We start from the raw sequence: 25778 nt of genomic DNA, 5'->3' as shown, positions 1-25778 counted from the left end.
CGCCGTCACGGGCGGCCACCCCTGCCGTCGCCACGCCCCCGTCATCCCGTCACCGCGCCCCGTCACCCCCTCCCCCACACCCCTCACACCACCACTCGCCGCCCGCCACCCCGTCACGCCTTCACGCTGCCCTCCGTCAGCCCCGTACGCCAGTACCGCTGGAGCACCGTCATCAGCACCATCAGCGGCACCACCGACAGGAACGCACCGCCCACCGTGTACTGGTAGAGCACCGGTTGGCGGTCGGCGTAGCCGGTCCAGGAGGTCAGGCCCAGCTGGATCGGATAGAGGCCGGAGTCCGAGAGCATCACCAGCGGCAGGAAGTAGTTGTTCCAGATGTGCACGAACTGGAACAGGAAGACGGTGACCAGCGCGGGGGTCATCAGCCGCAGCCCGAGCCCGCCGAAGATCCGGGCCTCGCCCGCGCCGTCGATCCGGGCCGCCTCCAGCAGTGAGTCGGGGACCGCGGCGGCCGCGTAGATCCGGCACAGATAGACGCCGAACGGGCTGACCGTGCTGGGGATCAGCACCGCCCAGTAGGTGTTGGACAGGCCCATCGCGCTGAAGAGGAAGTAGAGCGGCAGGGCCAGCGCGGTGCCGGGGATCAGCACCCCGGCGAGCACCACGTTGAAGAGCGCCTCCCGGCCGCGGAACGGGAATTTCGCCAGCGCATAGCCGGCCGCGGCGGACAGCAGGGTGGCGCAGACCGCGCCGGTCCCGGCGTAAAAGAGGGAGTTGGCGAACCAGCGGGCGTAGATGCCGTGGTCGTAGGTGAGGACGTCGACGAGGTGGCCGACGGGGTCCGGGTGGTCGGAGAACCAGAATCCGAAGGTGCCGAAGAGGTCGGCGCTGTTCTTGGTGGCGGAGACGGTCAGCCAGTAGACGGGCACCAGGAAGTAGAGCGCGGCGATGGTCAGCAGCGAGGCGGTGATGATCCGGTAGCGGACCGGGGGCCGGGTCATCCGCGCTCCTTGGTGCGTCCGCCGACCAGCCGCAGGAAGCCGAAGGACAGCACGCACGCCACCAGCGCGAGCAGGACCGCCTCGGCCGCCGCCGCATGCGGGTTGTTGCCGACGAACGCCTCGCTGTAGGCGTGCAGGTTCGGGGTGAAGCCGGAGTCGATGGAGGAGGCCAGCGGGCGCAGCACCATGGGTTCGGCGAAGAGCTGGAGGGTGCCGATGATGCTGAAGACACCGGTGAGCACCAGCGCCGGCCGGATCAGCGGGATCTTGAGGTGCCGGGCGACCTGCCAGGCGTTCGCCCCGTCGATCCGGGCCGCCTCGTACAACTCCCCCGGTACGGCCTTGAGCTGGGCGATCAGCACCAGCATGTTGTAGCCGGTGAACTGCCAGGTCACGATGTTGGCGAGGGACCACAGGACGGTGCCACGGGAGAGGAAGTCGAGGTCCCAGCCCACGGAGCCGGCGATCTTCACCAGCGGGCTGATGCCCGGTACGTACAGGAATCCCCAGAGGATCGAGGCGATCACTCCGGGCACGCCGTACGGCAGGAAGAAGGCGCTGCGGAAGAAGGGGACGGCGCGGGCGCTCGCGCTCTCCAGCAGCAGTGCCAGGGCGGTGGCGAGCACGATCATCAGCGGGATCTGGACGGCGCCGAAGGCCAGCACCCGGCCGAAGCCGGTCAGGAACCGGTCGTCGGAGAGCGCCTGGGCGTAGTTGGCGAGGCCGGCGAAGACCTCGCGTTCCTGGCCGCCGAGGCCGAGCGGGCCGGTCCGTTCGGTCGTGAACAGGCTCTGGTGGAGGGCGTAGCCGATCGGGGCGAGGAAGCAGAGCGCGAAGAGGGCGAAGAAGGGCAGGACGAACGCGGCCGCGGCACGGGCGTTGCGGGCCCCGGTGCGGGAGGCGCGGCGCCGGGGGCCGCGGGTTTCCCGGCGGGCCCGCCGCGGGGTGACCGGCTCCGGCCGGCTCAGGGTGTCCCGGCTCACCCGCCGCTCTCCACCTTCAGGCCCTTGCCCTTGAGGTCGGCGAGGGTCTGGCCCTGCACCTTCGTCAGGACCGAGCGGAAGGAACTGCCGTCGGCGAGCGCGTCGGTGAAGGCGTCGCCGAGCCGCTGGTAGAGGGTGTCCACGCCGGGCCCCCACCGCCAGCTGGTGTCGACGTGCGCACCGGCGTCCGCGAAGATCTTGCTGTACGCCTGACCGCCGAAGAAGTCCTTGTCGACGTCGAGGTCCGTGGTGGTGTAGCCCTTCTTGGCGCTGGGGAAGCCGTAGCCGCCGTCGATCAGCAGCGCGATCGACTCCGGGTCGGTGTTGAGCCAGACGGCGAAGTCCAGGGCGTCCTTGGGGTAGCGGGCCTTGGCGAAGACGGCGGTGGTCGAGCCGCCCCAGTTGGCGAAGGCCTGTTCGCCCGCCTTCCACTGCGGCAGCGGTGCGGCCCGCCACTTCCCCTTGGTGCCCGGCGCATTGCCGACCAGCAGGGCGTCGCCCCAACTGGCGCCCACCCAGGCGGGGATGGCGCCGGTCTGCAGGTCCTTGTACCAGGCGTTCTGCCGGTCCGGGATGGTCTTGACGAGCTTGCGCCGGACCAGGGATTCCCAGTAGTCGGCGACCCTGCGGGTGGGTTCGTCGTCGAGGTGCACGATCCAGGTGTCGCCGTGCGTCGCGTACCACTTGGCGCCGGCCTGCCAGGCGAGGCCGGAGAAGCGGTTGCCGTTGGTGGGCGCGAAGGTCTCGATCCAGGCGCCCTTCTTGCGGACGGCCTCGGCGGCGGTCTCGTACTCGTCCCAGGTCCGCGGGACCGGCACGTCCCACTTGTCGAAGAGGTCCTGGCGGAGGAAGAGGCCCATCGGCCCGGAGGCCTGCGGGATGGCGTAGACGCTCTTGCCGAAGACGGACTGCTGCCACTGCCAGCCGGAGAACTTGCCCTTGTGGCGGCCGGCGCCGAGCGGGGCGAGGTCCAGCAGCCCGTTGTCGAGGAGGAAGCTGGGGACGACCGGGAACTCGATCTGGCCGAGGTCGGGCGGGTTGCCGGCCTTGATGGCGGCGTGCATCTTCGCGTACTGCTGGCCGTTGACGGCCGACACCTTCTCGACCTTGACCTGGACGTCCGGGTGCGTGCGGTTCCACAGGTCGACGGGCTTGTCGATGCCCGGCACCCAGGACCAGAAGGTCAGGCTGATCTTCTGCCCCTTCTTGCGCTCCTCGGGTGCCTGGCCGTCGTCGCCGTCGCCGCAGCCGGCGAGCGTGAAGCCGGCGGCGAGGGCGGCCGCCCCGCCCAGGACCGTTCTGCGGTGCATGGCGTTGCTGGTCATGTCGGCTCCTCCACGGGGATGCGGCGGAAGGTGATCGTCGAGTACGCGCTGAAGTCGCCCGTCTCGTAGAGCAGTCCGACGCTGTGCCGGTCGAGGCGGACGAGGTCGGAGTAGGCGGCCGGGAGCCCGCCGACGGTGTGCGCGGTCCGCCAGGTCAGACCGCCGTCGCGGCTGGTGCGCAGGGTCATCAGGGCGCGGGCCGCGGGGTGCGCCGGCCCGGAGAAGAGCAGTGCGCCGCGGTCGCCGAGGTGCAGTGCGCTGCCCTGGACGGCCGGTCCGGCCAGCCCGGCCTGGGGCCGGAAGGGGCGCACGAGGTGCTCGCCGCCGTCCGTCGAGACGGCATCGACGCGCCGCCAGGCGGCCGCCGCTTCATTGCGGGCGTTCAGATAGACGCTGCCGTCGGGGAGTTCGGCGGCGGTGGTCTCGTTGGGGGCGACCGAGCGGTCGCTGTCCCCACCGCTGTGGCTGTGGCTGTCGGTGTAGCTGTCGGTGTAGCCGATCCGCCAGGTGGCGCCGTCGTCGTCGCTGAGCAGGGCGTGGCCGCCGTTGTAGCGGGGTTCGGTGCCGCTGTCCTGGGGGCCGGTGGGCGGGGTGGAGTGGTTGGCGGGGACGAGCAGCCGCCCGGCGTACGGGCCGTGGCGCAGCTGGAGCGCATGGCCGGGCCCGGTGGCGTACCACCGCCACTGCGGCAGCTTGGCCTGGTCGGTGATCTCGCGGGGCGGGCTCCAGCTCGCGCCGTCGTCGTCGCTGTGCTGGAGCCATACGCGACGGCCGTCGGCGGGCGGTACCCGGCCGCGGCGGATGCGGTCCTCGGTGGCGTCGGCGCCGTTGTGGACCTGGAGGAGCAGCACCCGGCCGCTGTCGAGGACGACCGGTGCGGGGTTGCCCGCGGTGCCGCTGCCGTTGCGGGCGACGACCTGGAGCGGGCCCCAGGTACGGCCGGCGTCCGCGGACCGTTTGAGGACGATGTGGATGGTGCCGGAGTCGGCGGCGGAGGAGACCCGGCCCTCGGCGAAGGCAAGGAGGTGCCCGGAGCGCGCCCGGACCACGGCGGGGATCCGGAAGCTGGTGTACCCCTCGGTCCCGGCCCGGTACGGCACTGAGCTCTCGTACGCCATGGGTCACCCCCAATGGGCAAGGACGTAGGATGTCCCTTGTCCTGCGGTGACCATAGGGAGTGCCCAACTGGCCGTCAAGACGCCCCACATGACACCTTTTCGTGTCGGCAACGACATCACCGACACAGGGTGAAATCCCGGTGAACGACTTCGGCCACGCCCGCACCGGTGCCGCTGCAACAAGTCCGGTTCACCCCGCGCCGGCGCCACGACGACCCACCGCCACAGGCGGGTTACCTCACTGCTCGGCCAGCCGGCGCCGGATGCCGTCGAAGTGCCGGTGTATCGCCTCCACGGCGCGGTCACCGTCCCCCGCCTCCAGCGCGTCCACGATCTCCTGGTGCTGACGATGAGTCACCACCGGATCGGGCCGGTCGTCGGAGAGGTCCTCCCGCACCCGGCGCAGCGCCGCCCAGAACGCGTCCAGCACCTCGCTCAGCAGATGGTTGCCCAGCGAGCGGTACAGGGCGAGATGGAAGGCCCGGTCGGTGGCGCTCTGCACCTGCCCGCCGCGTGCCTCCTCCGCCATCCGCTGCACCAGCCCCTTGAGGACGGCGAGATCCTCAGCGGGCAGATTGCGGGCGACGGCGCCGATCAGGCCCGCCTCCAGCGCCTCGCGGACCTCCATCAGCTCGTACAGGCTCGACTCGCCCTGCTGGTGCCGGACCGCGGCGCGGAAGGCGACGCCCTCGACGAACGGCTCCAGGGTGAGCGGGCCGACGTAGGTGCCGAAGCCGTGCCGGATCTCGACGATACGCATGGCCTGCAGCGCCTTGAGCGCCTCGCGCACCGAGTTGCGGCTGACGTCGAGCAGACCGACCAGCTCGGCCTCGGTGGGCAGCGGATCGCCCGGCGTCAGCCGGCCCTGCAGGATCAACTGCTTGATCTGGGCCTGCACATCCTCGGACATCGTCCCTCGCGCCATGGAATCTCCCTCTCCCGCTCCCACGTCTGCCGTGCCGCCGGCCCCTGCGCCACCTGCCCCGCCGTGACCGCGGATCCTTGACCGACCGCCTGTGAACAGGTCTATTGTGCTCGACATAGGACATCCCATGTCCTGTCCGATCGGAGCCCGGAGCGCCCATGGCACTGCCCGCCCCCCTGCACGGCGTCATCCCGCCGGTCTGCACCCCGCTCGACCCGCGCGGCGAGATCGACACCGCCTCCCTGGCGCGCCTGGTGAACCACCTCGTCGACGGCGGCGTGCACGGCCTGTTCGCCCTCGGCTCCACCAGCGAGGTCGCCTACCTCACCGACGCCCAGCGCGGCACCGCCCTGGAAGCCGTCATCAAGGCCGCGGACGGCCGGGTCCCGGTGCTCGCCGGGGTCATCGACACCACCACTCCGCGGGTGCTCGACCACGCCCGGACCGCCGCCGCGCTCGGCGCGGACGCCCTGGTCGCCACCGCGCCCTTCTACACCCGCACCCACCCCCGGGAGATCGCCGCCCACTTCCGGCATCTCCGCACTGCCGTGGACCTCCCCCTCTTCGCCTACGACATCCCCGTCTCCGTACACAGCAAGCTGTCCCCGTCACTGGTGCGGGAGCTGGCTGAGGACGGCACGCTCGCCGGGCTCAAGGACAGCAGCGGCGACGAGGGCTCACTGCGCCGTCTGCTGACCGCGCTCGGCGGCCGCACCGCCCGGCGCACCGGCTCCGCCCCCGAGTTCTCGATCCTCACCGGTTCCGAACTGACCGTGGACGCCGCCCTGTTGGCGGGAGCCGACGGTGTCGTCCCCGGCATCGGCAATGTCGACCCGGCGGCCTACGTACGGCTCTACGACGCCGCCCGGGCCGGCAACTGGGAACAGGCCGCCGCCGAACAGGAACGCCTGGTCGCCCTCTTCTCCCTCGTCGACGTCGGCCCGGAGACCGACATGGGACGCAGCTCCTCCGCACTGGGCGCCTTCAAGGCAGCACTCCACCTCCTCGGCGTCATCGACCGCGGCGCCACCGCCTTCCCCCAACGCCCCCTGAGCGAGGAGGCCGTGGCGGAGGTAGGACGTCGGCTCATGGCGGCGGGGCTGCTGCCGAGGCGGGGTGGCTAGGGGTCCACTCGTGTCTCGGCGATGCTCTCCGTGTTCTGGTCCCGCACCAGGGCGTCGATCGCTTCCGCCTCCTTCTCCTCCTTCTTGAATTGATCAGGCCTGCCTTTGAATTGGTGGTCGGCGGACTGGTATCGCGTATACAAAGATGCCATCTTCTCCTTCCTGCTCACCTTCACCTTCGTTTTCACCTTCACTTTCGATGGAAAGAACCTGACCGTACGAGCGATCGGCTGGTCACCGAGCACCCTGCGCATCAGGCTCTGCGAAGGAAGCCTGGTCTGCGTGCACTTATAACTTCCAGGCGCCTCCGGAATGGGCTCCAGGGAAAAACTTTCATCACATTCACCGGATGTCTGCGAGTCTCCGGTATGCGTCAGCGTCGAGAGGTGAACGACGAGCCGGGCCATATCCTGCTTACCACCGCGAGCATCGAACACAAATGACTTGAACCACTTCTGCCCTGGCATCAAGATTTCGCCGGACTGCATGACATCGTCGAACGTCAAGAGCGATACGTACTTGCCCAGGTGAGTTTGGTTCGCAGTGGCCCCGTCCAATTTTTTGACCACCTTCTCGGCAGGCATTCCGTCAGCCGATTCCATGCGGTATCCGCGCACCGTATACATAGCACCGAGAATGTCGACAGGGGCCGACCCTTCATTGTGGAGGGTAATTTCTCCCCGTAGATGCGAAACGCCCCGCGAGTACCCCAGTTCACCAAGGCGCGAGGTCACACTCACCCGGGGGCTGTCGTGGGTTGGCTTATAGAAGTTCATGTACCAGAACTGGGCCACGCCCGCCAATGGCAGCAGCGCGATGGCCGCAGTTCCGACCTTCGACAACGCAATATGATCGAAGGCGAAAGCGCGCACGATGACACACACTGCGAACACGATCAACAACACCGCGGTGACCGTGATGAGCACGTCCCCAAAATCATCATGAATGGGACTGTAGATCTCGACCCATACGGGAATGAAGGCCATAGGGATGGAGGAGGCTTGGGCGACCAGTACGACCGGGTCCCTCCAGGCGTCTCCCACCGAATCGCGGCGAAGCTGATGGGACGTCTTCCTGAGCTCCTGGAAGACGCGCCAGCCGGCGACCCCATTAAGGATCGCGATCACGATCCGAAGCACCGCCGAAACAACCTGCTCCCGCGGATATTCGATCACATCGTAGACGGCACTGCTGAAAAACAGCAGGGTTTCGAAGATGAGCACAGCACAGAGCAGCTTCACCCGGCGCCTGGTCCAGTCACGCCGCAGGAAATTCCACACGGTTTTCAAGCGGCGCGGGGGAAGCTTCGGCATGCCCCAAATTTAAGAGCATCCCGACTGGGTTGACCCCGCGCCACGCGGCCATTGATCCGGGCGGGACCGGACCGGACCGGCGTTCCGCGCGGGCCCCAAGTCCCGTATGGGTGACACCCGTTGAAACGGCAACCAGAAAGGGGTGTGCTGCGGCAGGATGCCGGGCCATGGATGCCGTACGGGTCGCATTGCTGCGTGAGGTGCTCGCCGGGACCGAGTGGATTCAGGAGACCCGCCGCTTCGCCGGGGCGCTGCGCGGGGCCGTCGTGCCGCACGGAGGCGGGCTGCTGCTGGTCGGCAGTGCCGCGTACGAGCCCTGGCATCTGGCCGCGCATCTGGACGACGAGGCCGCCTGGTCGGGCCTGTCGGAGTTGTCACCGACCCTGGTGCGGCACCGTGTCCCGGGCGGGGCACCGGCCCATCTGGCGGTGGGGCTCGGGCGGTTGGCGGCGGCCGGGCGGGGTGAGACGCTGCTGGTCGTCGCTCCGAGGCAGCCGGGCGCCGGGCTGCTGGAGCGGGTGCACGACGCCCGCCGGAACGGCGCCACGGTGCTCGCCCTGGACGGCGGCGACCGCGATCTGCACGCCCTGGCCCATGACGCGCTCGCCGCGCCCCCGGCCCCGCCCGACGAGGTGGCCGGGGCGGCTCCGGACCTCGGCCTGGACACGGTCCAGCATCTGGTGAGCGCGGCCGCCGGCGAGAACAGCCTGCCCGCGCCCCGCGGCCGCCGCCGCTTCCGCGACCGGCTGGCCCGCCTCGCCGACGGGCTGACCGCACCGCCACCGCCCCGCTGGTAGCCATGGCCCGTCGCTGGTAGCCATGGCCCGTCACCGGACGCGGCCCCACGCCCGGCGCCGGGCCACAAGAGCCGGTGGGTCACAGCCCACAGCCCACGATCAAGTCCGCAGCGGGACTCGATTGCGACAGCACGCCGCAGCGCCCGCCCGGGCCCCGCTCCACCCCCGCTACTCGCCCTCCGCGGCGCCCTTCCCCTTGCCCGCGTCCGCGTCATGCCACTTCGGGTCGGTATCCCACTCTTGGTTCCGCTCGCGGGCGGTCTCCATGGCGTGTGCCGCCTCCTCGCGGGTGCCGTACGGGCCGAAGCGGTCGGCGGCGCGGCACTCGGGCCCCTCTTCGACCGTCTGGTGCTTGAGGCAGTAGTACCACTCGCCCGGCTTGCCGACCGTAGGCCTCTTGAACAGCGCCATTGCCGCCTCCTGTGGATGTTCTGTGCCACCATCCTGCCCGACGGCCCGCGGATACACTCGCTGACATGTCTGGCCAGTCGCTTCTTGTCCCGGGGAAGATCTCCCCCACCCGCCCCGTCCCCGCCTCGATCGCGCGCCCCGAGTACGTCGGGAAGGACGCGCCCACCCCTTACACAGGGCCCGAGGTGCAGGACGCCGACACGATCGAGCGGATGCGGATCGCCGGCCGGATCGCCGCGCAGGCGATGGCGGAGGCCGCCAAGCTGATCGCGCCGGGCGTGACGACCGACGAACTGGACCGGGTCGCCCATGAGTTCATGTGTGATCACGGCGCCTACCCGTCCACGCTCGGCTACCGCGGCTTCCCCAAGTCGCTGTGCTCCTCGCTCAACGAGGTCATCTGCCACGGCATCCCGGACTCGACCGTCCTCAAGGACGGCGACATCGTGAACCTCGACGTCACCGCGTACATCAACGGGGTGCACGGCGACAACAACGCCACGTATCTGTGCGGTGACGTGGACGAGGAGTCCACGCTGCTGGTCGAGCGGACCCGTGAGGCGCTGAACCGCGCGATCAAGGCCGTCAAGCCGGGCCGGCAGATCAACATCATCGGCCGGGTCATCGAGTCGTACGCCAAGCGCTTCGGCTACGGCGTGGTCCGTGACTTCACCGGTCACGGCATCAATTCCTCCTTCCACTCCGGCCTGATCGTTCCGCACTACGACAGCCCGCACCACACCACCGACATCAAGCCCGGAATGACCTTCACGATCGAGCCGATGCTGACGCTGGGGTCCTACGACTACGACATGTGGGACGACGGCTGGACGGTGGTGACCAAGGACCGCAAGCGGACCGCGCAGTTCGAGCACACGCTGGTGGTCACGGACACCGGGGCGGAGATCCTCACGCTGCCCTGACGGGAGCGGGGAAACTCTTTACCGACAGCGCGTCGGGAACAGGGGTAGGCTCGTTACCGACAGGACGTCGGGAACGGGTTGACTTGGACTACCGGTTAGGTAAGCCTAAGTTCCGGCGGCTCGGCGGAGCCGGCCTGTTCCCGTCCGCTGCCCTCGGTCCCCGGAGGTCCGCCTTGGAAACGTCCAGCCCGACCCCGCCCGCTCCGTCCGCTCCGTTCTCGACGGTGATCCGCACCGCGTCCCACGAGCAGCACACGGAGGCCGAGAACTCCTCCTTCATGAGCGATCTGCTCGGCGGCCGGCTCGGTGTCCGGGCCTACCGGCGCTACACCGAGCAGCTGTGGTTCGTCTACCGCGCGCTGGAGGGCGCCTCCGGGCCGCTCGCCGGGGATCCGGTCGCGGGCCCCTTCCTCCGCCCCGAGCTGGCCCGTACCGCCGCGCTGGAGCGCGACCTCGCCCATCTCGGCGGACCGTCCTGGCGCGACGGCCTTGCGCCCCTGCCGGCGACCGCCGCCTACGCGGACCGGGTAACGGCCTGCGCCCGTGACTGGCCGGCCGGCTTCGTCGCCCACCACTACACCCGCTATCTCGGCGATCTCTCCGGCGGCCAGATCATCCGCGGCACCGCGGAGAAGGCCTGGGGCTTCGCCCGCAAGGGCGACGGGGTGCGCTTCTATGTCTTCGAGGACATCGCCAACCCCGCCGCCTTCAAGCGGGAGTACCGGGCGCTTCTGGATGCGCTGCCCGTGGACGAGCTGGAAAAGCAGCGGGTGGTCGACGAGTGCAAGCGTGCCTTCCGGCTGAACAGCGCGGTCTTCCGGGAGCTGGGCGAGCAGTTCCCGCTGAGCGCGTAGAGGGCGGACCCGCCCCGTACCGCGTCAACTGCCTTCGGGCGTCTGCTCGTCGGCCCCTTCCGGAGCCGCGGCCGCCCGGGGGTACGGCGTGGCGCGGCGTACCCGTCCCCCCACGGCGAGGGTGCCGTCGGGATACGTACGGGTGAGGATCTGGGAGCCGGCGCCCTGCCGGATGTCGAGCGGGCGCCCCAGCTCATGGGTGAGCAGCATGGCGGCGGCCCCGGTCGCCTCGTCCTCGGCGATACCGTCGCCGCGCCGCGGGAAGGCCCGGGCACGGACCACGCCCGCCGCCTCGTCCTGCCAGGCCCAGGCGTAGAGCCAGCCCTCCCCCGGCGGCGGCGCGGGCAGCGCGTCGACCTCGGCCGGCGAGGCATGGCGCCGGGTCGTACGGGCGGGTACCCACTCCGCGCGCCCGCGCACCCAGGTGAGGTCCCCCTCGAAGGCGACCGCCACCTCACCGGCCGGCGGGCGCAGGGTGCGCGGCGGCCGCCCCAGGCCGCGCAGCAGCCAGGCCAGACCGACCAGCGGATGGCCGGCGAACGGGAGCCGGACGCTCGGGGTGTGGATGTCCACGGTGCCGCGGGAGGCATCGTCGAGAAACACGGTTTCGCTGAAGCCGAGTTCGGCCGCGAGGGCGGCGCGGTCCTCGGCGACGGGGAGGGCGGGCCCGTCGCGGACCACGCCCAGCGCATTGCCTCCGGCACCGTCCGGTCCGCAGAACACCCGGAGCACTTCAAGATCGGTCATCCGGACAGTGAACAGCAGGGCCGGGAGAGGAGGACAAGGGGACGGCAGGGAGCGGCCGGAATGCAACGGTCATGGACCGTCGTGAGCGAGGACCCTTACCTTGACCGGCGCATGGCAGTTCCGTTACCGGGCGCCGGTCGATCCGTAATCGGGCCGTTGCGCATGAGAGCGGGATCACTCGACAGGCCGGGCAGAAGTAGGTAAGCCTCGGTTAAGTTAGGCCCGCCTTAGTGGCGACCTTGTCCATTGCCTATCGTTCGGTACGCCGTTTCCGTACATCCGAGCCCGCTTGGAGCCCCGTATGAGAGCCCTTCGCTCCTCCGCCGTTGCCGCCATCGCCGCGGCCACGGCCGTCACCTCCGTCGCCGGCTGCGCCGCGAAGAACGACGGCAAAGGAGGCGGCGGCAAAGGCACCATCGAGGTGACCGCGACCGACAGCAGCTGTGAGCTCTCCGCCAAGGAGTTCCCCGCCGGACATGTCCGGTTCGCGGTGCAGAACAAGGGCTCCAAGGTCACCGAGGTGTACGTCTACGCGCCCGGCGACCGGATCGTGACCGAGCGGGAGAACATCGGCCCCGGCACCCGTACGGAGATCACCGCCGAGATCAAGGCCGGTTCGTACGAAATCGCCTGCAAGCCGGGCATGAAGGGCGACGGCATCCGCCAGAAGGTGACCGCCAGCGGCAAGGGCGCGAGCACCAAGCGCGACCCCAAGCTGGATGCCGCGGTCGCCGCGTACCGCAAGTACGTCCAGGAGCAGGCCGACCAGACCCTCCCGGCGGCGCAGAAGTTCGCCGACGCGGTCAAGGACGGCGATGTCGAGGCCGCCAAGAAGACCTATGCCCTCTCCCGGGTCGGCTGGGAGCGCACCGAGCCGGTCGCCGAGTCGTTCGGTGACATCGACCCCAAGGTCGATGTGCGCGCCGACGGCCTGGAGAAGGGCCAGAAGTGGACCGGCTGGCACAAGCTGGAGAAGTCCCTGTGGGAGGAGAAGAAGATCTCCGGGGACGACAAGAAGCTCGCCGACCAGCTGATCACCGATCTGAAGGACTGGCAGAAGCGGGTCGGCAAGGCCGAGATCACCCCGACCAGCATGGCCAACGGCGCCAAGGAGCTGCTCGACGAGGTCGCCACCGGCAAGGTCACCGGTGAGGAAGAGCGCTACAGCCACACCGACCTGCTCGACTTCCACGCCAATGTCGAGGGCGCCGAGAAGGCCTACGAGCTGCTGAAGCCGGTCGTCGGCAAGAACGACCCGGCGCTCGCCAAGGAGCTGGACAAGCAGTTCAAGGTGATCGGCGAGCTGCTCGACGAGCACCGCGACAGCAAGTCCGCCGACGGCTTCGCCTCGTACGACACGGTCGGCAAGAGCGAGCGCAAGAAGCTCTCCGACGGGGTCAACGCGCTCGCCGAGCCGCTGTCCAAGCTGGCCGCCGCCGTGGCCACCGCCAAGTAGTCCGCCGCCAGGCAAGGGGACACGATGACGCACGACGACGGCACACCCACCGAGAACACCGCCACCGAGGACGGCCAGGCCGCGCAGACCGCCAACGGGCGTGCGCCGTCCCGGCGTTCGCTGCTCGGCTGGGGCGGCGCGGGCCTGGCGCTCGGCGCCGTCTCGGCCGGCGGTACGGCGGCGGCGCTGCGCACCGGCGACGACGCCCGGCCGGCCGGCGCGGACGCGACCGCGGGCTCCGCGATCGCCTTCCACGGCAGGCACCAGGCGGGAATCGCCTCCGCCGTCCAGGACCGGCTGCACTTCGCCTCGTTCGATGTCACCACCGACGACCGCGACGAGCTGATCGCGCTGCTCAAGGAGTGGACGAAGGCGGCGGCACGGATGACGGCCGGGGACGCGGTCGGCGGCGGCGCGGTCGGCGGACTGGCCGAGGCGCCGCCGGACGACACCGGAGAGGCGCTCGGACTGCCGCCGTCGCGGCTCACCCTGACGTTCGGCATCGGCCCCACGCTGTTCGAGAAGGACGGCAAGGACCGGTTCGGCATCAAGGCGCGGCGCCCCGAGGCGCTGATCGACCTGCCGCAGTTCCCCGGCGACAACCTCGACAAGACGCGCAGCGGCGGCGATCTGTGCGTCCAGGCCTGTGCGGACGACCCGCAGGTCGCGGTGCACGCGATCCGCAACCTGGCCCGTATCGGCTTCGGCAAGGTCGCGATCCGCTGGTCGCAGCTGGGCTTCGGCAAGACGTCCTCGACGACCCCGGACGCGCAGACCCCGCGCAACATGTTCGGCTTCAAGGACGGCACCCACAACCTCGCGGGCACCGACACCGCGGCCCTCGACAAGCACGTCTGGGTCGCGGACGGCGAGGCGAAAGGCAAGGAGAGCTGGATGGCCGGCGGCTCCTACCTCGTCGCACGCCGGATCCGGATGCACATCGAGACCTGGGACCGCACCTCGCTCCAGGAGCAGGAGGAGATCTTCGGCCGGAACAAGGGCGAGGGCGCGCCGGTCGGCAAGAAGCACGAGCGGGACACCCCGCATCTGAAGTCGATGCTGCCGACCGCGCATGTCCGCCTGGCGCATCCGGACTCCAACGGCGGGGTACGGATCCTGCGCCGCGGCTACTCCTTCACCGACGGTACGGACGGTCTGGGCCGGCTGGACGCGGGGCTGTTCTTCCTCGCCTACCAGCGGGATGTGCGCCAGGGCTTCGTTCCGCTGCAGAAGCGGCTGGCCGCGACCGACGCACTCAACGAATACATCCAGCACGTGGGTTCAGCGGTCTTCGCGGTTCCGCCGGGCGTCCGGAACGCGGACGACTGGTGGGGCCGGGCGCTGTTCGCCTGACACCGTCGTGCCACCGCCGGCGCGGGGAAGACCGTCGCCGGCTCCATGAAGGAAGGGAAGGAACCGACGTGTTCGGCAACTACCTGATCGGTCTGCGCGAGGGCCTGGAAGCCAGCCTCGTCGTCTGCATTCTCATCGCCTACCTGGTCAAGACCGGCAGGCGGGAGGCGCTGCGCCCGGTCTGGCTCGGCATCGCGCTCGCCGTGGTGCTGTCGTTCGCGTTCGGTGCGGCGCTGCAGTTCGGTTCGCAGACGCTGACGTTCAAGGCGCAGGAAGCGCTCGGCGGTTCGCTGTCGATCATCGCGGTGTGCCTGGTGACGTGGATGGTCTTCTGGATGCGGCGCACCGCGCGGCATCTGAAGAAGGAGCTGCACGGCAAGCTGGACGCGGCGCTGCAGATGGGCACCGTGGCGCTGGTGGTCACCGCGTTCCTGTCGGTGGGCCGCGAGGGCCTGGAGACCGCGCTGTTCGTCTGGACCGCCGCCCAGTCCGCCGACGACGGGGTACGGCCGCTGGTCGGGGCGCTGCTGGGCCTGCTGACGGCGGTGGCGCTGGGCTGGCTGTTCTACCGCGGTGCGGTGCGGATCAACCTGGCGAAGTTCTTCACCTGGACCGGCGGCATGCTGGTGGTGGTCGCGGCGGGCGTGCTGGCGTACGGCTTCCACGATCTGCAGGAGGCGGAGTTCCTGCCGGGGCTGGGCAGCAAGGCGTTCGACGTCAGCGAGCAGATTCCGGTCGACAGCTGGTACGGCACGCTGCTGAAGGGCGTCTTCAACTTCCAGCCGGACCCGACCGTTCTTCAGGTCACGGTGTGGGCTCTGTATCTGATCCCCACGCTTCTGTTCTTCCTCGCCCCGGGTAGGGTGTCGCCGAATCGTGCCACCCCGGCGGCCGCCCCGTCCGCCCCGGTCGCCCCGAAGGAGCCCGAGCCCCATGACACGCAGGTCGCCGTTCCGGGTGCCCGTAACTCTGATGTCGGCAGCGACGGCGCTGCTGATACTGAGCGGGTGCATGACGGTGCACGGCGAGAGGGAGATGCTGCCGGCGGTGTCGAAGGCTGAGGGCACCAAGGCCCTCACCCGCTTCACCGAAGGCTTCAACCAGGCCTACCGGCAGCTGAACCCGAAGCTGAACCCCTCCTTCGAGGCGGGTGCGCTGCTCGCGATCGACCAGGCCGGGATAAAGGCGGCACACGCCCTCCGGCCGCAGGGCAATCCGGGCTTTCGCGCGCTGGAGTTCCAGGACCCGCACTTCACCGTCCCCAAACAGGCGGGCTGGCCGAAGTACTTCATCGCGGACGCGGTCAGCAACCGCAAGGACGCCAGCGGCCGGAACACCCGCTGGTTCCTGGTGTTCAGCCGCAACGACATCGCCGAGAAGTGGCGCGCGGTGTACTTCGCGCAGTTCCCGGGCAACAAGGCGCCGGAGCTCAAGACGAAGAACGGCTACGCCGAGGCGGTGCCGCTCGGCTCCGGGTCCGGTCTGACGGTGGCCCCCGGCAAGCTGAGCGGGGCCTACGCGGACTATCTCAATACCGGTAAGGGCAGTGTGTTCGCGCCCGGTCCGCAGACCGACGGCTGGCGGGAGCGGCGCGCCAAGGACTCCCGCAAGGTCGGTTCGCGCGTCCAGTGGAGGGACACCGCCTCGGACCATCAGCCGGTGGCGCTGCGGACCACGGACGGCGGTGCGCTGGTGTTCTTCTCGACCGTCTATCACCAGCAGCAGACGATGTTCGCCGGGGCGACGATCAGTGTGCCGGAGGAGCTTCGGGGTCTCGTGGTGGGGCCGGAGAAGAAGACGAACCGGATGGCCTTCACCACTGTCTCCTCGCAGGCGGTCACGGTGCCGGCCAAGGGTTCCGGCGACAAGGTCACCATCCTGAACCGGCGGGAGGGCAAGACGTCGGTGGAGCCGCTGTAGCGGCGCCACGGCGGACTCTGCCGGACCGTGGAGAGTGCGAAAGGGCCGTCGGGATGATCCCGGCGGCCCTTCGGCGTGGGTACGGGGTGACCGGCGCGGGCCCGGTCAGCGGCCGATCGGCCAGGCGTGTGCCTCGTGGTGGTGCGGCTCGCGGTCGTTGAACTCCGCGCAGGCGTCGGTGAGCGACTCCAGCAGGGTCAGCGGGTCGGGCAGCGGCAGTTCGGGGCCGCGCAGCCAGGTCACCGCGGGCTGGTCGCCGGGCAGGGTCGAGGGCGGCAGCAGCACATAGCTGCCGCGGCAGTGCCAGCGCAGTCCCGGATGCTCGTCCATGGTCTCGGGGTGGCAGTCGAGCTCGCAGGGCCACCACTCGTCCTCGTCGTCCGGGGTGCCGCGGGTGGCGGTGAAGAAGAGCATCCGGCCGTCGCCGAAGCCGGCGCCGCTGAGGGTGATCGGCCCGACGTCGATACCCGCCCCGTCCAGCCGCCCCAGGGCGCTGCGGCCCGCCTCGACGGGGACGTCCAGCACGTCATGGGTGATGCCGGTGGCGGTGATGAAGTTGGCCTGCGGGAGGGTGCGGACCCAGGCGGCGACCTTGTCGCGGTCGGTGGTGGCGACGGTCTGCCAGCCGAAGGAGACGGGGTGGCGGCCGGGGGTGGGGCAGCCGATGCGTTCACAGGAACAGCCGTAGCCGGAGGGGTGCGCCGCCGGGGCCACCGGGAATCCCGCGTCGGCCGCCGCCAGCAGCAGGTCCTCGCGGCCGCGCGCAGCCGCTGATCCCGTGTCCGTATCGCCGCCGTCCGATCCGCTCTTCGGCCGGCGCAGCCACTGGGAGAACCTGCTCTTGCGTTCCATCTATCCCCTCACTTCGAGCGGTGGTCTGGGATCAATGCTGCCACCATCCTGCTCCTCGGGTGACCGGTGTGCGGATCCGGGGTGAACGAATGACGGATGAATACCGGCAATTCGGTTCATTGGCGGCGCTCCGATGCCGTCGGCGCCCGTCACCCGGTCCGCTCAGCCGCGCGGCCGCAGCCCCCGCAGCACCTGGTCGACCAGGGTGTCGACGAAGTCGTGGGTCAATTCGCCGGTACGCATCAGCCAGCGCTGTGAGAAGGGACTCAGCAGCATCTCGACGGCGATCCGCGCATCGATGTCGGCGGCGACCTCTCCGGCTTCCTGGGCCGCCCGGATCCGGTCGACATAGAGGCGGGTGCCGGGCTCCATCAGCCGGGCGACGAAGGTGCGGGAGAGCTCCTCGTCGTTCGCACCGGCCGCCGCGAGGGCGCGGTAGGGGGCCTGGAACGCCGGGTCGTTGAATTCGTCGGCGGTGGCCCGCAGCACGGACTTGAGGTCCGCGGCCAGATCACCGGTGTCGGGGAGGCCCTTCACGTCGTAATCGTCGACGCCGGCGGTGAACGCGTCGAGCAGGACGGCCGCCTTGGAGGGCCACCAGCGGTAGATCGTCTGCTTGCCGACACCGGCCCGGGAGGCGATGCCTTCGATCGTGAGCTTGTCGTAGCCGACCTCGCCGACGAGCGTCAGGGCGGCGTCGAAGATCGCGCGACGGGAGCGTTCGCTGCGACGGGAGGAGTCGGGGGCTGCTTTGTTCGCCATAGCGCGGAGTCTAACCAAGGAGAGGCGAGACGTATCGTCTTGACGAGACGCTTCGTCTCGTACATAGTAAAGACCAAGCGAGACGGTTCGTCTCGCCAAAGCCGGGAGGAAGGGGATTCCCATGAGCAAGGGCAATGCGGGCGGAATGCTGGGGGTCGGCGGGACCCGGAACAAGCTCTCGCGGGGCGCGCTGCGCGGCGGCGGGGGCACCGGCCGCGGCGGCCGGGGGCGGTCCGAAGCGGACCGCCGCGATGAACTGCTGCGCAAATTCCAGGAGCGGGCCCGGAAGCAGTGACCGGGCACGGCGGGCGGGCGCCGGGCACCACTCGAACGGTGCACGGCCCGCGGCACGGGGGCTCCGCACGGTGGACGATTTGGGGGCGCGTACGGGATTCCGTGCCTGCCCCCAGTGCCACCACCGTGAGGAGCCCTCCTTGCGTACCCTCCGGCGCAGCGCCACCCCCCGCCGCTATCTGATGTGCCCGCCCACGTACTTCCGGGTCAGCTACTCCATCAACCCCTGGATGGACCCCGACAAGCCCGTGGATCTCGCGCTCGCCCACGCCCAGTGGGAGGACCTGCGCGACCGCTACCGCGCGCTCGGCCACACCGTCGAGGAGCTGCCGGCGCACCCCGCCCTCCCCGACATGGTCTTCGCCGCCAACGGCGCCACCGTCGTGGACGGCCGGGTGCTCGGCGCGCGGTTCGCCTTCGCCGAGCGGTACGGCGAGGCCGCGGTGCATGCCGAGTGGTACCGCGGCCACGGGTTCGACGCGGTGCGGGAGCCGCGGCACGTCAACGAGGGCGAGGGCGACTTCGCGGTCACCGCGTCCTGGCTGCTGGCCGGGCGCGGCTTCCGCAGCAGTCCGCTGTCCCATGCGGAGGCGCAGGAGTACTTCGCCCGCCCGGTGATCGGCCTCGATCTCGTCGACCCGCGTTACTACCACCTCGATACGGCGCTGTGCGTGCTCGACCCCGGGGGCGGGGAGCCGGGCGGCGGGGCGCCGGGCGGGGGCGGGGCGCCGGGCGGGGGCGGGGCGGAGGTCATGTACTTCCCCGGCGCGTTCTCCGCCGGGAGCCGGGCCGTGCTGGCGCGGCTGTTCCCCGACGCGCTGATCGCCGGCCCGGCCGACGCGGCCGCGTTCGGGCTGAACGCGGTGTCCGACGGGCGGCATGTGCTGTTGCCCCAGGCGGCGGTGGGGCTCTTCGAACCGCTGAGGGAGCGGGGGTACGAGCCGATCGGGATGGATCTGACGGAGTTGTTGAAGGGTGGGGGGAGTGTGAAGTGTGTGACGGCGGAGCTGCGCTTGGGCTGACTTCCCGCGTTTTTGGCTTTCCCGCCGTGGTTCTTTCGCCTTCGGCGGGTGGGGGGCCTGTGGTTTTCCGGCTTTCGCGCCGTGGTTTGTTTCGCCTTCGGCGGGTGGGGGTGTGGGCTGTGGCCCCGCGTGAGTGGGGGGTGCGGTGCCGGGGGCTCCGGGGTGTGTTGTCGGACTGCTTCGCTTTACGTCCGACAACACACCCCTCCGCCCCCGGCACCTCGTGTCCATGTGGGGCCGCAGTCCGGTGAGGGGGAGGTCAGGGCCGGTGGGGGCCGGTGGGGGCGGTCAGGACCAGTCGTCGCCCCAGGAGGCGTCTCGGGCCTGGCGATAGTGGGTGCCGTGGCGCTTGGTCACCGTGGTGCGTTGCAGGCCCTCGTCTGTGGTGCAGAGGTCCAGGAGGACCTGGCCCTTGCGGAGTTGGGGTTTGCGGACGATGCGGGCGGGGGCGGGGGTGGCGTCGAGGGTGGTGGCGGCGACGTAGCTGAACTTTTCGTCCTCGTACGGGAGGGAGCCGCCCTTGACCTGACGGTGGAGGGAGGAGCGGCTGACCCGGGCGGAGAAGTGGCACCAGTCCTCCCCGGGGACGATCGGGCAGGTGTCGCTGTGCGGGCAGGGGGCGACGATGCGCAGACCGGCTTCGGTGAGCTGGGTGCGGGCCTCGCGGATGCGGAGGTAGCCGTCGGGGGTGCCGGGTTCGATCAGGACGACGGCCTTGGCCGCGGCGGCCGCGGCGGCGACGACGGCATGGCGGTCCTCGGGGCGGAGTTCGCCCAGGACGTAGGAGACGGTGACCAGGTCCGTGCCGGCGGGGACGGTCAGGCCCTCGCCGATGGTCTGCCGCTGCCAGGTCGTGTCGGGGAGGGTCTTGGCGGCGAGTTCCTGGCCGAGGTCCAGGGCGGGCTGTGCCCAGTCCAGGACGGTGCTGTGGTGGCCTTCCCAGGTGGCGGCGGTGGCCCAGGTGGCGGCGCCGGTGCCGCCGCCGATGTCCACATGGCTGACCGGGGACCAGTCCGGGACCCGGGCGGCGAACGCGGTCAGCGCGGCCCGTACGGCTTCGAAGGTGGCCGGCATGCGGTAGGCGGCGTACGCGGCCACATCCGCGCGGTCGCGCAGGACCGGGGCGTCGGTGGGGGTGCGGCCCCGGTAGTTGGCGATCAGACGGTCGACTGCCTGCGCGGCCTGTTTGGGCGGCAAGCCGTCGAGCAGGCCCGCCAGCGCGGCGCGCAGTTCCTCGTGCATGGGGGAAATTCTACGGGCCCCCGCGGCGTGCCCTGGCTGGTCAGGTGGCACGGGAGACCGCGCGGGCCAGCCGGGTGGCGGCCGCGGCGCGGGGGGCGCTGCCGCCGGCGCGGCGGCGGGGGTGGACGGTGTTGGCGAGCAGGACGAGGAAGGTGTCGGTGGCGCGGTCCAGGACCAGGCTGGTGCCGGTGAAACCGGTGTGCCCGGCCGCGCCGCGGCCCGCCAACTCGCCCATGAAATACGGCTGGTCGACGCCGAAGCCGAGACCGGGCGGGTCGAGGAGGGCGGCGACCGCGTCGGGCCCGAGGATCCGGGCGGTGCCGTAGGCGCCGCCGTTGAGCAGGGTGCGGCAGAGGACCGCCAGGTCCTGGGCGGTGGAGAAGAGCCCGGCGTGACCGGCGACACCGCCCAGGGCCCAGGCGTTCTCGTCGTGCACCTCGCCGCGGATCATGCCGCGGTCCGCCTTGGCCCAGGGCCGCCGCTGGTCCTCGGTGGCCGCGACGCCCTGCGGCGCCAGCGGCCCGTACGAGGTGCTGGACATCCCCAGCGGGCCGGTGATGCCGTCGCGGATCAGGGCGTCGAGCCGGTGCCCGGTGCGCTGCTCCAGGATCAGCTGGAGGGCGATGAGGTTGAGGTCGGAGTAGCGGTGGACGGGGGCCCGGCCGCCGGAAGGGGCCGCCGCCTCCCGCCACAGCAGCGCCAGTTGGGCGGTGCGGTCCCGGTGGTCGTAGAAGGGGAGCTCGGGGGCGAGTCCCGAGGTGTGGGTGAGCAGCTGCCGGACGGTGATGCCGGGGGCGAAGGCGGGCAGATCGGCCCGGACCTCGTCGTCGAGGGCCAGCCGGCCGCGTTCGACCTGCTGGACCGCGGCGATGGCGGTGAAGAGCTTGCTGAGCGAGGCGAGGTCGAAGACGGTGCCGACCCGCATCGGCTCCCACAGGTCGCGGGGCAGATCGAGGCCGCGGTCCCGCTCGGGGTCGTAGGCCCGGTAGCGCAGCGCCCAGCCCGCGGCGGCCTCGGCGGCGACGACCGGGCCCCGGCCGGCCAGCACGACGACGCCGGGGGACCAGGGCGGCCGGCCCTCGGGCAGTGCCCGGACACCGCGGACCAGCCGTTCCACCCAGCCGGGGTCCAGCCCTGCGCGGGCCGGTGGGCCGTAGGTGAGTGCCGTTGCGTTCAGAGCCTGGTCCTCTCGCCTGCCGTGCTCCCGTTGCTCTCCCCCCTACGCTGCCACGGGCGGCACATTCCCAGGAAGCACACGAGCGCCAATACGGCACAAGAGAGCTGTACGAGGGCCATCGGTACGGCCGTCCGCTCGCCCGCGATACCCACCAGCGGGGAGGCCACCGAGCCGAGGAGGAAGGTGGAGGTGCCCAGCAGCGCGGAGGCGGAGCCGGCCGCGTGCGGGGTGCGCAGCAGGGCCAGGGTGTTGGTGCTCGGCATGACCAGGCCCATCGCGGCCATCAGGACGAACAGGCCGGCGGCCGTCGGGACCAGTCCGACGTGGCCGAAGACACCGGCGGACATCAGGAGCAGGGCGGTCGCGGCGAGCGCGATCACCGCCAGACCGGTGCCCAGCACCTTGTCGAGGCCGACCCGGCCGACCAGCAGCTTGCCGTTGATCTGGCCGACGGCCACCAGGCCGACGGAGTTGATGCCGAAGAGCAGGCCGAAGGTCTGCGGGGAGGCGCCGTAGATCTCCTGGACCACGAACGGCGAGGCGGAGATATAGGCGAAGAGGGCGGCGAAGGCGAAGGCGCCGACGAGGGCGTAGCCGGAGAAGACCCGGTCGGCGAGCAGATCACGCATGGTGCGCAGGGTCTGGCCGAGGCCGCCGGAGTGCCGGCGCTCGGGCGGCAGGGTCTCGTGGAGCGTGCGCCACACCAGGAGGGTGAGCGCCACGCCGACGGCGGTGAGGACGACGAAGACCCCGCGCCAGTCGGTGAGCCGGAGGATCTGGCCGCCGATGAGCGGGGCGACGACCGGCGCCACCCCGGAGATCAGCATCAGGGTGGAGAAGAACCGGGCCATCGCCACGCCGTCGTACAGATCGCGGACCACCGCCCGCGCGATGACGATGCCGGCCGCGCCCGCCAGGCCCTGCAACAGGCGGAAGGCGATGAGGAGTTCGGCGCTGGTGGCGAGCGCGCACAGGGCGGTGGCCAGGACGTAGATCACCATGCCGGCCAGCAGCGGGCGGCGGCGTCCCCACTTGTCGCTCATCGGGCCGACGATCATCTGCCCCAGCGCCATGCCCGCCAGGCAGGTGGTGAGGGTGAGCTGGACGGTGGCGGCCGGGCTGTGCAGGGCGGCGGTGACCTGCGGCAGGGCCGGGAGGTACATGTCCATGGAGAGCGGCGGGACCGCCGTGAGGCCGCCGAGGACGAGGGTGACGAGGAGGCTGGTGCGGCGGGACGCGGCCGGTGCTGCTGCCGCGCCCCGCTCGGCTATGGGGGGAAGGTCCTGGGTCTCGGCCGCGCCGGGCTCCGTCATACGGGTCTCCATGGTGATAGATGGCTGCACCATGGTGTCACGCATGTGACGGCTTCCGACCGGTTTCGGACCGGTCCCTTGGGCCTAGGACGGACGTCCCCCGGGCCTGGGACGGACGTCCTGGATCAGGCGGGCTTCAGGCCCGGATCGCCCGCTTCGGAGACGAACGAGGCGGCCGTGTGCACCGGCGCCCCGGGGGTGGTGACGGCCGACACCGTACGGAATTCGGCGCGGGCGGTGTCCTGTTCCAGGGTGACGGTGAGGTAGCCGCGCCGGCCGTTGTAGAACTTCAGGTGCGGGTTGGCGGCCAGGTAGGTGTCCCAGTTGGCGGGCTTGTCCGCGCCGTCCTTGCCGCTGGCGATCGAGGTGGTGACGAGCTCCACCCCCGCGGTGCGCGAGCCGGGGTCCTTGAAGTCCTTCTTGATGTCGAAGGCGTAGTGGACGTGCACATCGCCGGTGAGGACGACGAGGTTGTCCACGCCCGCCGACTCGGCGCCGGCCAGGACCCGGTCGCGGGAGGCCGCGTAGCCGTCCCAGGCGTCCATGCTCAGCTGGTAGCCGGGGCCGGTGGCGTTGCGCCGCTCGGAGAACGTGACCTGCTGCGGCAGCACGTTCCAGCGTGCGGAGGACTGCCGCCAGCCGTCGATCAGCCAGCGCTCCTGGGCGGCGCCGGTCAGGGTGCGCGCGGGGTCGAGGGACTCGGGGCCCGGGGCGTGCCAGCCGTCGCCGTAGGCCTGGTCGGAGCGGTACTGACGGGTGTCGAGGATGTCGAACTGGGCGAGCTGCCCGTACTGGAGGCGGCGGTAGAGCCGGCAGTCGGCGCCCTGGGGCCGCTGCGGGCGGCGCAGCGGCTGGTTCTCCCAGTACGCGCGGTAGGCGGCGGCCCGGCGGACGAGGAACTCGGCGGGCGGGAGGTTGCCCTCGCTGATGTCGGAGGCGTAGTTGTTCTCCACCTCGTGGTCGTCCCAGGTGACGATGAAGGGGTGCGCGGCGTGTGCGGCCTGCAGGTCCGGGTCGGACTTGTAGAGGGCGTAGCGCAGCCGGTAGTCCTCCAGGGTGACCGTCTCGCGGTTGAAGACCGCGGGCAGCTTGCGGTCGGTGTAGTTGCGGGCGCCGCCGGCCGCGCCCACCGGGTACTCGTAGAGGTAGTCGCCGAGGTGGAAGACCACGTCGAGGTCCTCCTCGGCCAGGTGCCGGTGGGCCGTGAAGTAGCCGTCGTGGTAGGCCTGGCAGGAGACCGCGGCGAGCTTCAGGTCGGAGAGCCGGGCGCCCTTGGTGGGTGCGGTGCGGGTGCGGCCGACCGGGCTGATCCAGCTGCCGGCGCGGAAGCGGTAGTAGTAGACGCGGTCGGGCGCGAGACCGGTGGGCTCGATGTGCACGGAGTGGTTGAACTCCGCGTGGGCGTCGGCGCGCCCCTGGCCGGCCAGCCGCTTGAAGTGCTCGTCGTAGGCGACTTCCCAGCGGACCGTGACTCTGGCGTCCGGCATCCCGTTGCCGGGCTCGTACGGACGCGGGGCGAGGCGGGTCCACAGCACGACGGAGCCGGGCTGCGGGTCACCGGAGGCGACGCCGAGCGTGAAGGGGTTCTCGGTGATCTTCCGCGCATCGGCCTCGGCGGCGAATGCGGCGCCCGTGCCCGGGAGGTTGGTCGCGAAGGCGAGCGCGGCGGCGGCCCCGGTGGCGGTGAGGAAGCGGCGGCGGCCGAAGTGTGCGGCCGCGGCCCGGATCTCCTGCTCGTGCGGTGCGTGGTGCGTCATCTGGCCCTCCCCTGAAGGCGGTTGTCGCAGAGCCCGTAGGGGAGTAATTCGAGGGCCACGGGACGGCGCGGCGCTGTCCCGCGCACGACACATACATGACAGCTGGATGAGGAGTGGGCCCGCACCGGACGCGGTCGGACAATCACGGCACCGGCCGTGGCTCCGTAGGATTCGGGGCATGGCTGAACTGATGGTGCGCGACGGCACGTGGAGCTTCGACGGGGACGTCGTGCGCATCGTGCCGGGGCGCGAGCGCGGGGTGCACAAACTGCGCCAGGATCTCGGCGAGTTCACGGTACCGCTGGCCGCGATGGCCGGGATCGCCCACGAACCGGGCCGCAAGGGCGGCCGGCTGCGACTGCGGCTGCGGGACGGCGCGGATCCGCTGCTGCAGGTCACCGGCGGCGGTCTGCCGGACGAGGCGAACCCGTACCGGCTGACCGTGGACGCCGGACGGGTCGATGTCGCCGAGTACTTCGTGGACGCGGTACGGCAGGCCCTGATGCTGGAACAGATACCGGACGGACCGGCCGACCACTATCTGCTGCCCGGTCCGTCCGTCCCGCTCTCGGCCGCCGGGGTGGACGGTGTCGCCACCTTCGACGGCGAGCGGGTGCACATCGAATGGCGCTGGAACACCAGCGAGACCAAGCGGGACTGGGGCCCCCGGAACTTCGCGCTCAGCGAGCTGGAAGCGGTGGAGTGGCGGGCCGCCGCCGGTCTGGAGTCCGGCTATCTCCGCTTCCGGACGCGCGGGGCGACGGAGCGGCTCAAGCCGGAGAACGACCCCAACTCCATCGAGCTGTGGGGCTTCAAGAAGGAGAGCGGCACCACGGCGCTGCTGGCGGCCGCGGTCGCGGCGCGGCTGCCGCATCCGTCGGCCGGCGCGGGGAAGTCCCTGCGGGCAACGGCCCCGCCCGCACCGCTCGCCCCCGCCGCACCGCTCGCCCCCGCCGCGCCGCTCACCCCCGCCGCTCCCCGGGTGTCCGCCGCCGCCCCCGCCGAGGACCATGACGCCCTGCTGCGCCGGCTGCGCGAACTGGGCGACCTGCGCCGCGACGGCATCCTCACCGAGGAGGAGTTCACCGCCACGAAGGCGGCGGTGCTGCGGCGGTTCCATACCTAGGAGGAGACACTCCCTAGGACTG

At 70.9% G+C, this 25778-nt stretch carries 25 protein-coding genes; 11 read left to right on the top strand and 14 right to left on the bottom strand.

What is annotated here, in order from left to right; genetic code table 11:
• Positions 1-113: 113 nt before the first annotated feature.
• The 5 genes from STRNI_RS29655 to STRNI_RS29635 form a co-directional block, all read right to left on the bottom strand.
• Positions 114-962: a carbohydrate ABC transporter permease gene (locus tag STRNI_RS29655; protein WP_018090188.1), complete on the bottom strand. Its 849-nt coding sequence runs from the start codon at positions 960-962 to the stop codon at positions 114-116.
• On the bottom strand, positions 959-1945 hold the full coding sequence (locus tag STRNI_RS29650) for a carbohydrate ABC transporter permease (protein ID WP_277412342.1): 987 nt from the start codon (positions 1943-1945) through the stop codon (positions 959-961). Before STRNI_RS29650 ends, STRNI_RS29655 begins: the two co-directional genes overlap by 4 nt.
• Positions 1942-3270, bottom strand: coding sequence for an ABC transporter substrate-binding protein (locus STRNI_RS29645; RefSeq protein ID WP_266449024.1), 1329 nt, complete (start codon positions 3268-3270; stop codon positions 1942-1944). The genes STRNI_RS29650 and STRNI_RS29645 overlap by 4 nt, the downstream gene beginning before the upstream one ends.
• The gene (locus STRNI_RS29640; protein ID WP_277412341.1) at positions 3267-4388 is read right to left on the bottom strand and encodes a sialidase family protein; all 1122 of its coding nucleotides are present in this window, start codon (positions 4386-4388) and stop codon (positions 3267-3269) included. The genes STRNI_RS29645 and STRNI_RS29640 overlap by 4 nt, the downstream gene beginning before the upstream one ends.
• Positions 4389-4626: 238 nt before the next feature.
• Positions 4627-5313 carry a FadR/GntR family transcriptional regulator gene (locus tag STRNI_RS29635; protein WP_093644912.1) on the bottom strand — a complete coding sequence of 229 codons (687 nt, stop codon included), beginning with the start codon at positions 5311-5313 and terminating at the stop codon, positions 4627-4629.
• 158 nt (positions 5314-5471) lie between these two features.
• Here STRNI_RS29635 and STRNI_RS29630 point away from each other — a divergent pair, with 158 nt between their 5' ends.
• Positions 5472-6437 (top strand): dihydrodipicolinate synthase family protein, encoded by a 966-nt coding sequence (locus tag STRNI_RS29630; protein WP_266449015.1) that lies wholly within the window; start codon positions 5472-5474, stop codon positions 6435-6437.
• On the opposite strand, the gene STRNI_RS29625 is transcribed toward STRNI_RS29630, so the two are convergent.
• Positions 6434-7750 carry a hypothetical protein gene (locus STRNI_RS29625; RefSeq protein ID WP_277412340.1) on the bottom strand — a complete coding sequence of 439 codons (1317 nt, stop codon included), beginning with the start codon at positions 7748-7750 and terminating at the stop codon, positions 6434-6436. The two genes, STRNI_RS29630 and STRNI_RS29625, sit on opposite strands and share 4 nt — an antisense overlap.
• Positions 7751-7917: 167 nt before the next feature.
• Here STRNI_RS29625 and STRNI_RS29620 point away from each other — a divergent pair, with 167 nt between their 5' ends.
• Positions 7918-8547, top strand: a complete 630-nt coding sequence (locus STRNI_RS29620) for a hypothetical protein (protein ID WP_277412339.1) — start codon at positions 7918-7920, stop codon at positions 8545-8547.
• Between the two features lie 168 nt (positions 8548-8715).
• Here the strand turns inward: STRNI_RS29620 and STRNI_RS29615 are convergent, their stop codons facing one another.
• Positions 8716-8958, bottom strand: coding sequence for a hypothetical protein (locus tag STRNI_RS29615; RefSeq protein ID WP_018090180.1), 243 nt, complete (start codon positions 8956-8958; stop codon positions 8716-8718).
• A 65-nt stretch (positions 8959-9023) separates the two neighbouring features.
• Here STRNI_RS29615 and map point away from each other — a divergent pair, with 65 nt between their 5' ends.
• Together map and STRNI_RS29605 are read left to right on the top strand one after the other, a co-directional pair.
• Positions 9024-9881, top strand: coding sequence for a type I methionyl aminopeptidase (gene map / locus STRNI_RS29610; RefSeq protein WP_026169728.1), 858 nt, complete (start codon positions 9024-9026; stop codon positions 9879-9881).
• A gap of 173 nt (positions 9882-10054) precedes the next feature.
• A complete protein-coding gene (locus STRNI_RS29605) occupies positions 10055-10735 on the top strand; it encodes a biliverdin-producing heme oxygenase (RefSeq protein ID WP_159488452.1) in 681 nt (226 codons plus the stop codon).
• A 24-nt stretch (positions 10736-10759) separates the two neighbouring features.
• Here STRNI_RS29605 and STRNI_RS29600 read toward each other — a convergent pair whose 3' ends face one another.
• Positions 10760-11482: a PhzF family phenazine biosynthesis protein gene (locus STRNI_RS29600; protein WP_277412338.1), complete on the bottom strand. Its 723-nt coding sequence runs from the start codon at positions 11480-11482 to the stop codon at positions 10760-10762.
• Positions 11483-11783: 301 nt separating this feature from the next.
• Here STRNI_RS29600 and efeO point away from each other — a divergent pair, with 301 nt between their 5' ends.
• From efeO to STRNI_RS29580, 4 genes are all read left to right on the top strand, one after another.
• Entirely contained in the window at positions 11784-12938 is a 1155-nt protein-coding gene (gene efeO, locus STRNI_RS29595) for an iron uptake system protein EfeO (protein WP_277412337.1), read from the top strand.
• 24 nt (positions 12939-12962) lie between these two features.
• Positions 12963-14291, top strand: coding sequence for an iron uptake transporter deferrochelatase/peroxidase subunit (efeB, locus tag STRNI_RS29590; RefSeq protein WP_274735235.1), 1329 nt, complete (start codon positions 12963-12965; stop codon positions 14289-14291).
• A 68-nt stretch (positions 14292-14359) separates the two neighbouring features.
• The gene (efeU, locus tag STRNI_RS29585; RefSeq protein WP_093644930.1) at positions 14360-15352 is read left to right on the top strand and encodes an iron uptake transporter permease EfeU; all 993 of its coding nucleotides are present in this window, start codon (positions 14360-14362) and stop codon (positions 15350-15352) included.
• Positions 15264-16211, top strand: a complete 948-nt coding sequence (locus STRNI_RS29580) for an SCO2278 family lipoprotein (protein ID WP_237503737.1) — start codon at positions 15264-15266, stop codon at positions 16209-16211. Before efeU ends, STRNI_RS29580 begins: the two co-directional genes overlap by 89 nt.
• A 105-nt stretch (positions 16212-16316) precedes the next feature.
• On the opposite strand, the gene STRNI_RS29575 is transcribed toward STRNI_RS29580, so the two are convergent.
• Both STRNI_RS29575 and STRNI_RS29570 read right to left on the bottom strand, forming a co-directional pair.
• Positions 16317-17063 carry a bifunctional DNA primase/polymerase gene (locus tag STRNI_RS29575; RefSeq protein ID WP_018090172.1) on the bottom strand — a complete coding sequence of 249 codons (747 nt, stop codon included), beginning with the start codon at positions 17061-17063 and terminating at the stop codon, positions 16317-16319.
• 162 nt (positions 17064-17225) lie between these two features.
• Positions 17226-17825: a TetR/AcrR family transcriptional regulator gene (locus STRNI_RS29570; RefSeq protein ID WP_148591591.1), complete on the bottom strand. Its 600-nt coding sequence runs from the start codon at positions 17823-17825 to the stop codon at positions 17226-17228.
• A 121-nt stretch (positions 17826-17946) separates the two neighbouring features.
• Between STRNI_RS29570 and STRNI_RS29565 the strand changes: the two genes are divergently transcribed.
• Entirely contained in the window at positions 17947-18120 is a 174-nt protein-coding gene (locus STRNI_RS29565; RefSeq protein WP_018090170.1) for a DUF6243 family protein, read from the top strand.
• A gap of 139 nt (positions 18121-18259) precedes the next feature.
• A complete protein-coding gene (ddaH, locus tag STRNI_RS29560; protein ID WP_338149786.1) occupies positions 18260-19141 on the top strand; it encodes a dimethylargininase in 882 nt (293 codons plus the stop codon).
• 288 nt (positions 19142-19429) lie between these two features.
• On the opposite strand, the gene STRNI_RS29555 is transcribed toward ddaH, so the two are convergent.
• The 4 genes from STRNI_RS29555 to STRNI_RS29540 all read right to left on the bottom strand — a co-directional run bounded on the left by STRNI_RS29555 (position 19430) and on the right by STRNI_RS29540 (position 24630).
• A complete protein-coding gene (locus STRNI_RS29555) occupies positions 19430-20383 on the bottom strand; it encodes a small ribosomal subunit Rsm22 family protein (protein WP_159488447.1) in 954 nt (317 codons plus the stop codon).
• A gap of 40 nt (positions 20384-20423) precedes the next feature.
• Positions 20424-21500: a serine hydrolase domain-containing protein gene (locus STRNI_RS29550; RefSeq protein WP_174876401.1), complete on the bottom strand. Its 1077-nt coding sequence runs from the start codon at positions 21498-21500 to the stop codon at positions 20424-20426.
• Positions 21501-21556: 56 nt separating this feature from the next.
• Entirely contained in the window at positions 21557-22873 is a 1317-nt protein-coding gene (locus STRNI_RS29545; RefSeq protein WP_277413339.1) for a Bcr/CflA family multidrug efflux MFS transporter, read from the bottom strand.
• 125 nt (positions 22874-22998) lie between these two features.
• Positions 22999-24630: an alkaline phosphatase D family protein gene (locus STRNI_RS29540; RefSeq protein WP_277412336.1), complete on the bottom strand. Its 1632-nt coding sequence runs from the start codon at positions 24628-24630 to the stop codon at positions 22999-23001.
• Positions 24631-24808: 178 nt separating this feature from the next.
• Between STRNI_RS29540 and STRNI_RS29535 the strand changes: the two genes are divergently transcribed.
• A complete protein-coding gene (locus tag STRNI_RS29535) occupies positions 24809-25756 on the top strand; it encodes a DUF4429 domain-containing protein (RefSeq protein WP_277412335.1) in 948 nt (315 codons plus the stop codon).
• Positions 25757-25778: the final 22 nt, after the last annotated feature.

This window comes from Streptomyces nigrescens (genome assembly GCF_027626975.1).
GTDB classification, from domain to species: domain Bacteria; phylum Actinomycetota; class Actinomycetes; order Streptomycetales; family Streptomycetaceae; genus Streptomyces; species Streptomyces nigrescens.
The sequence above is the reverse complement of the archived record's forward strand: the minus strand, read 5'-3'. Positions and strand labels throughout refer to the sequence as shown.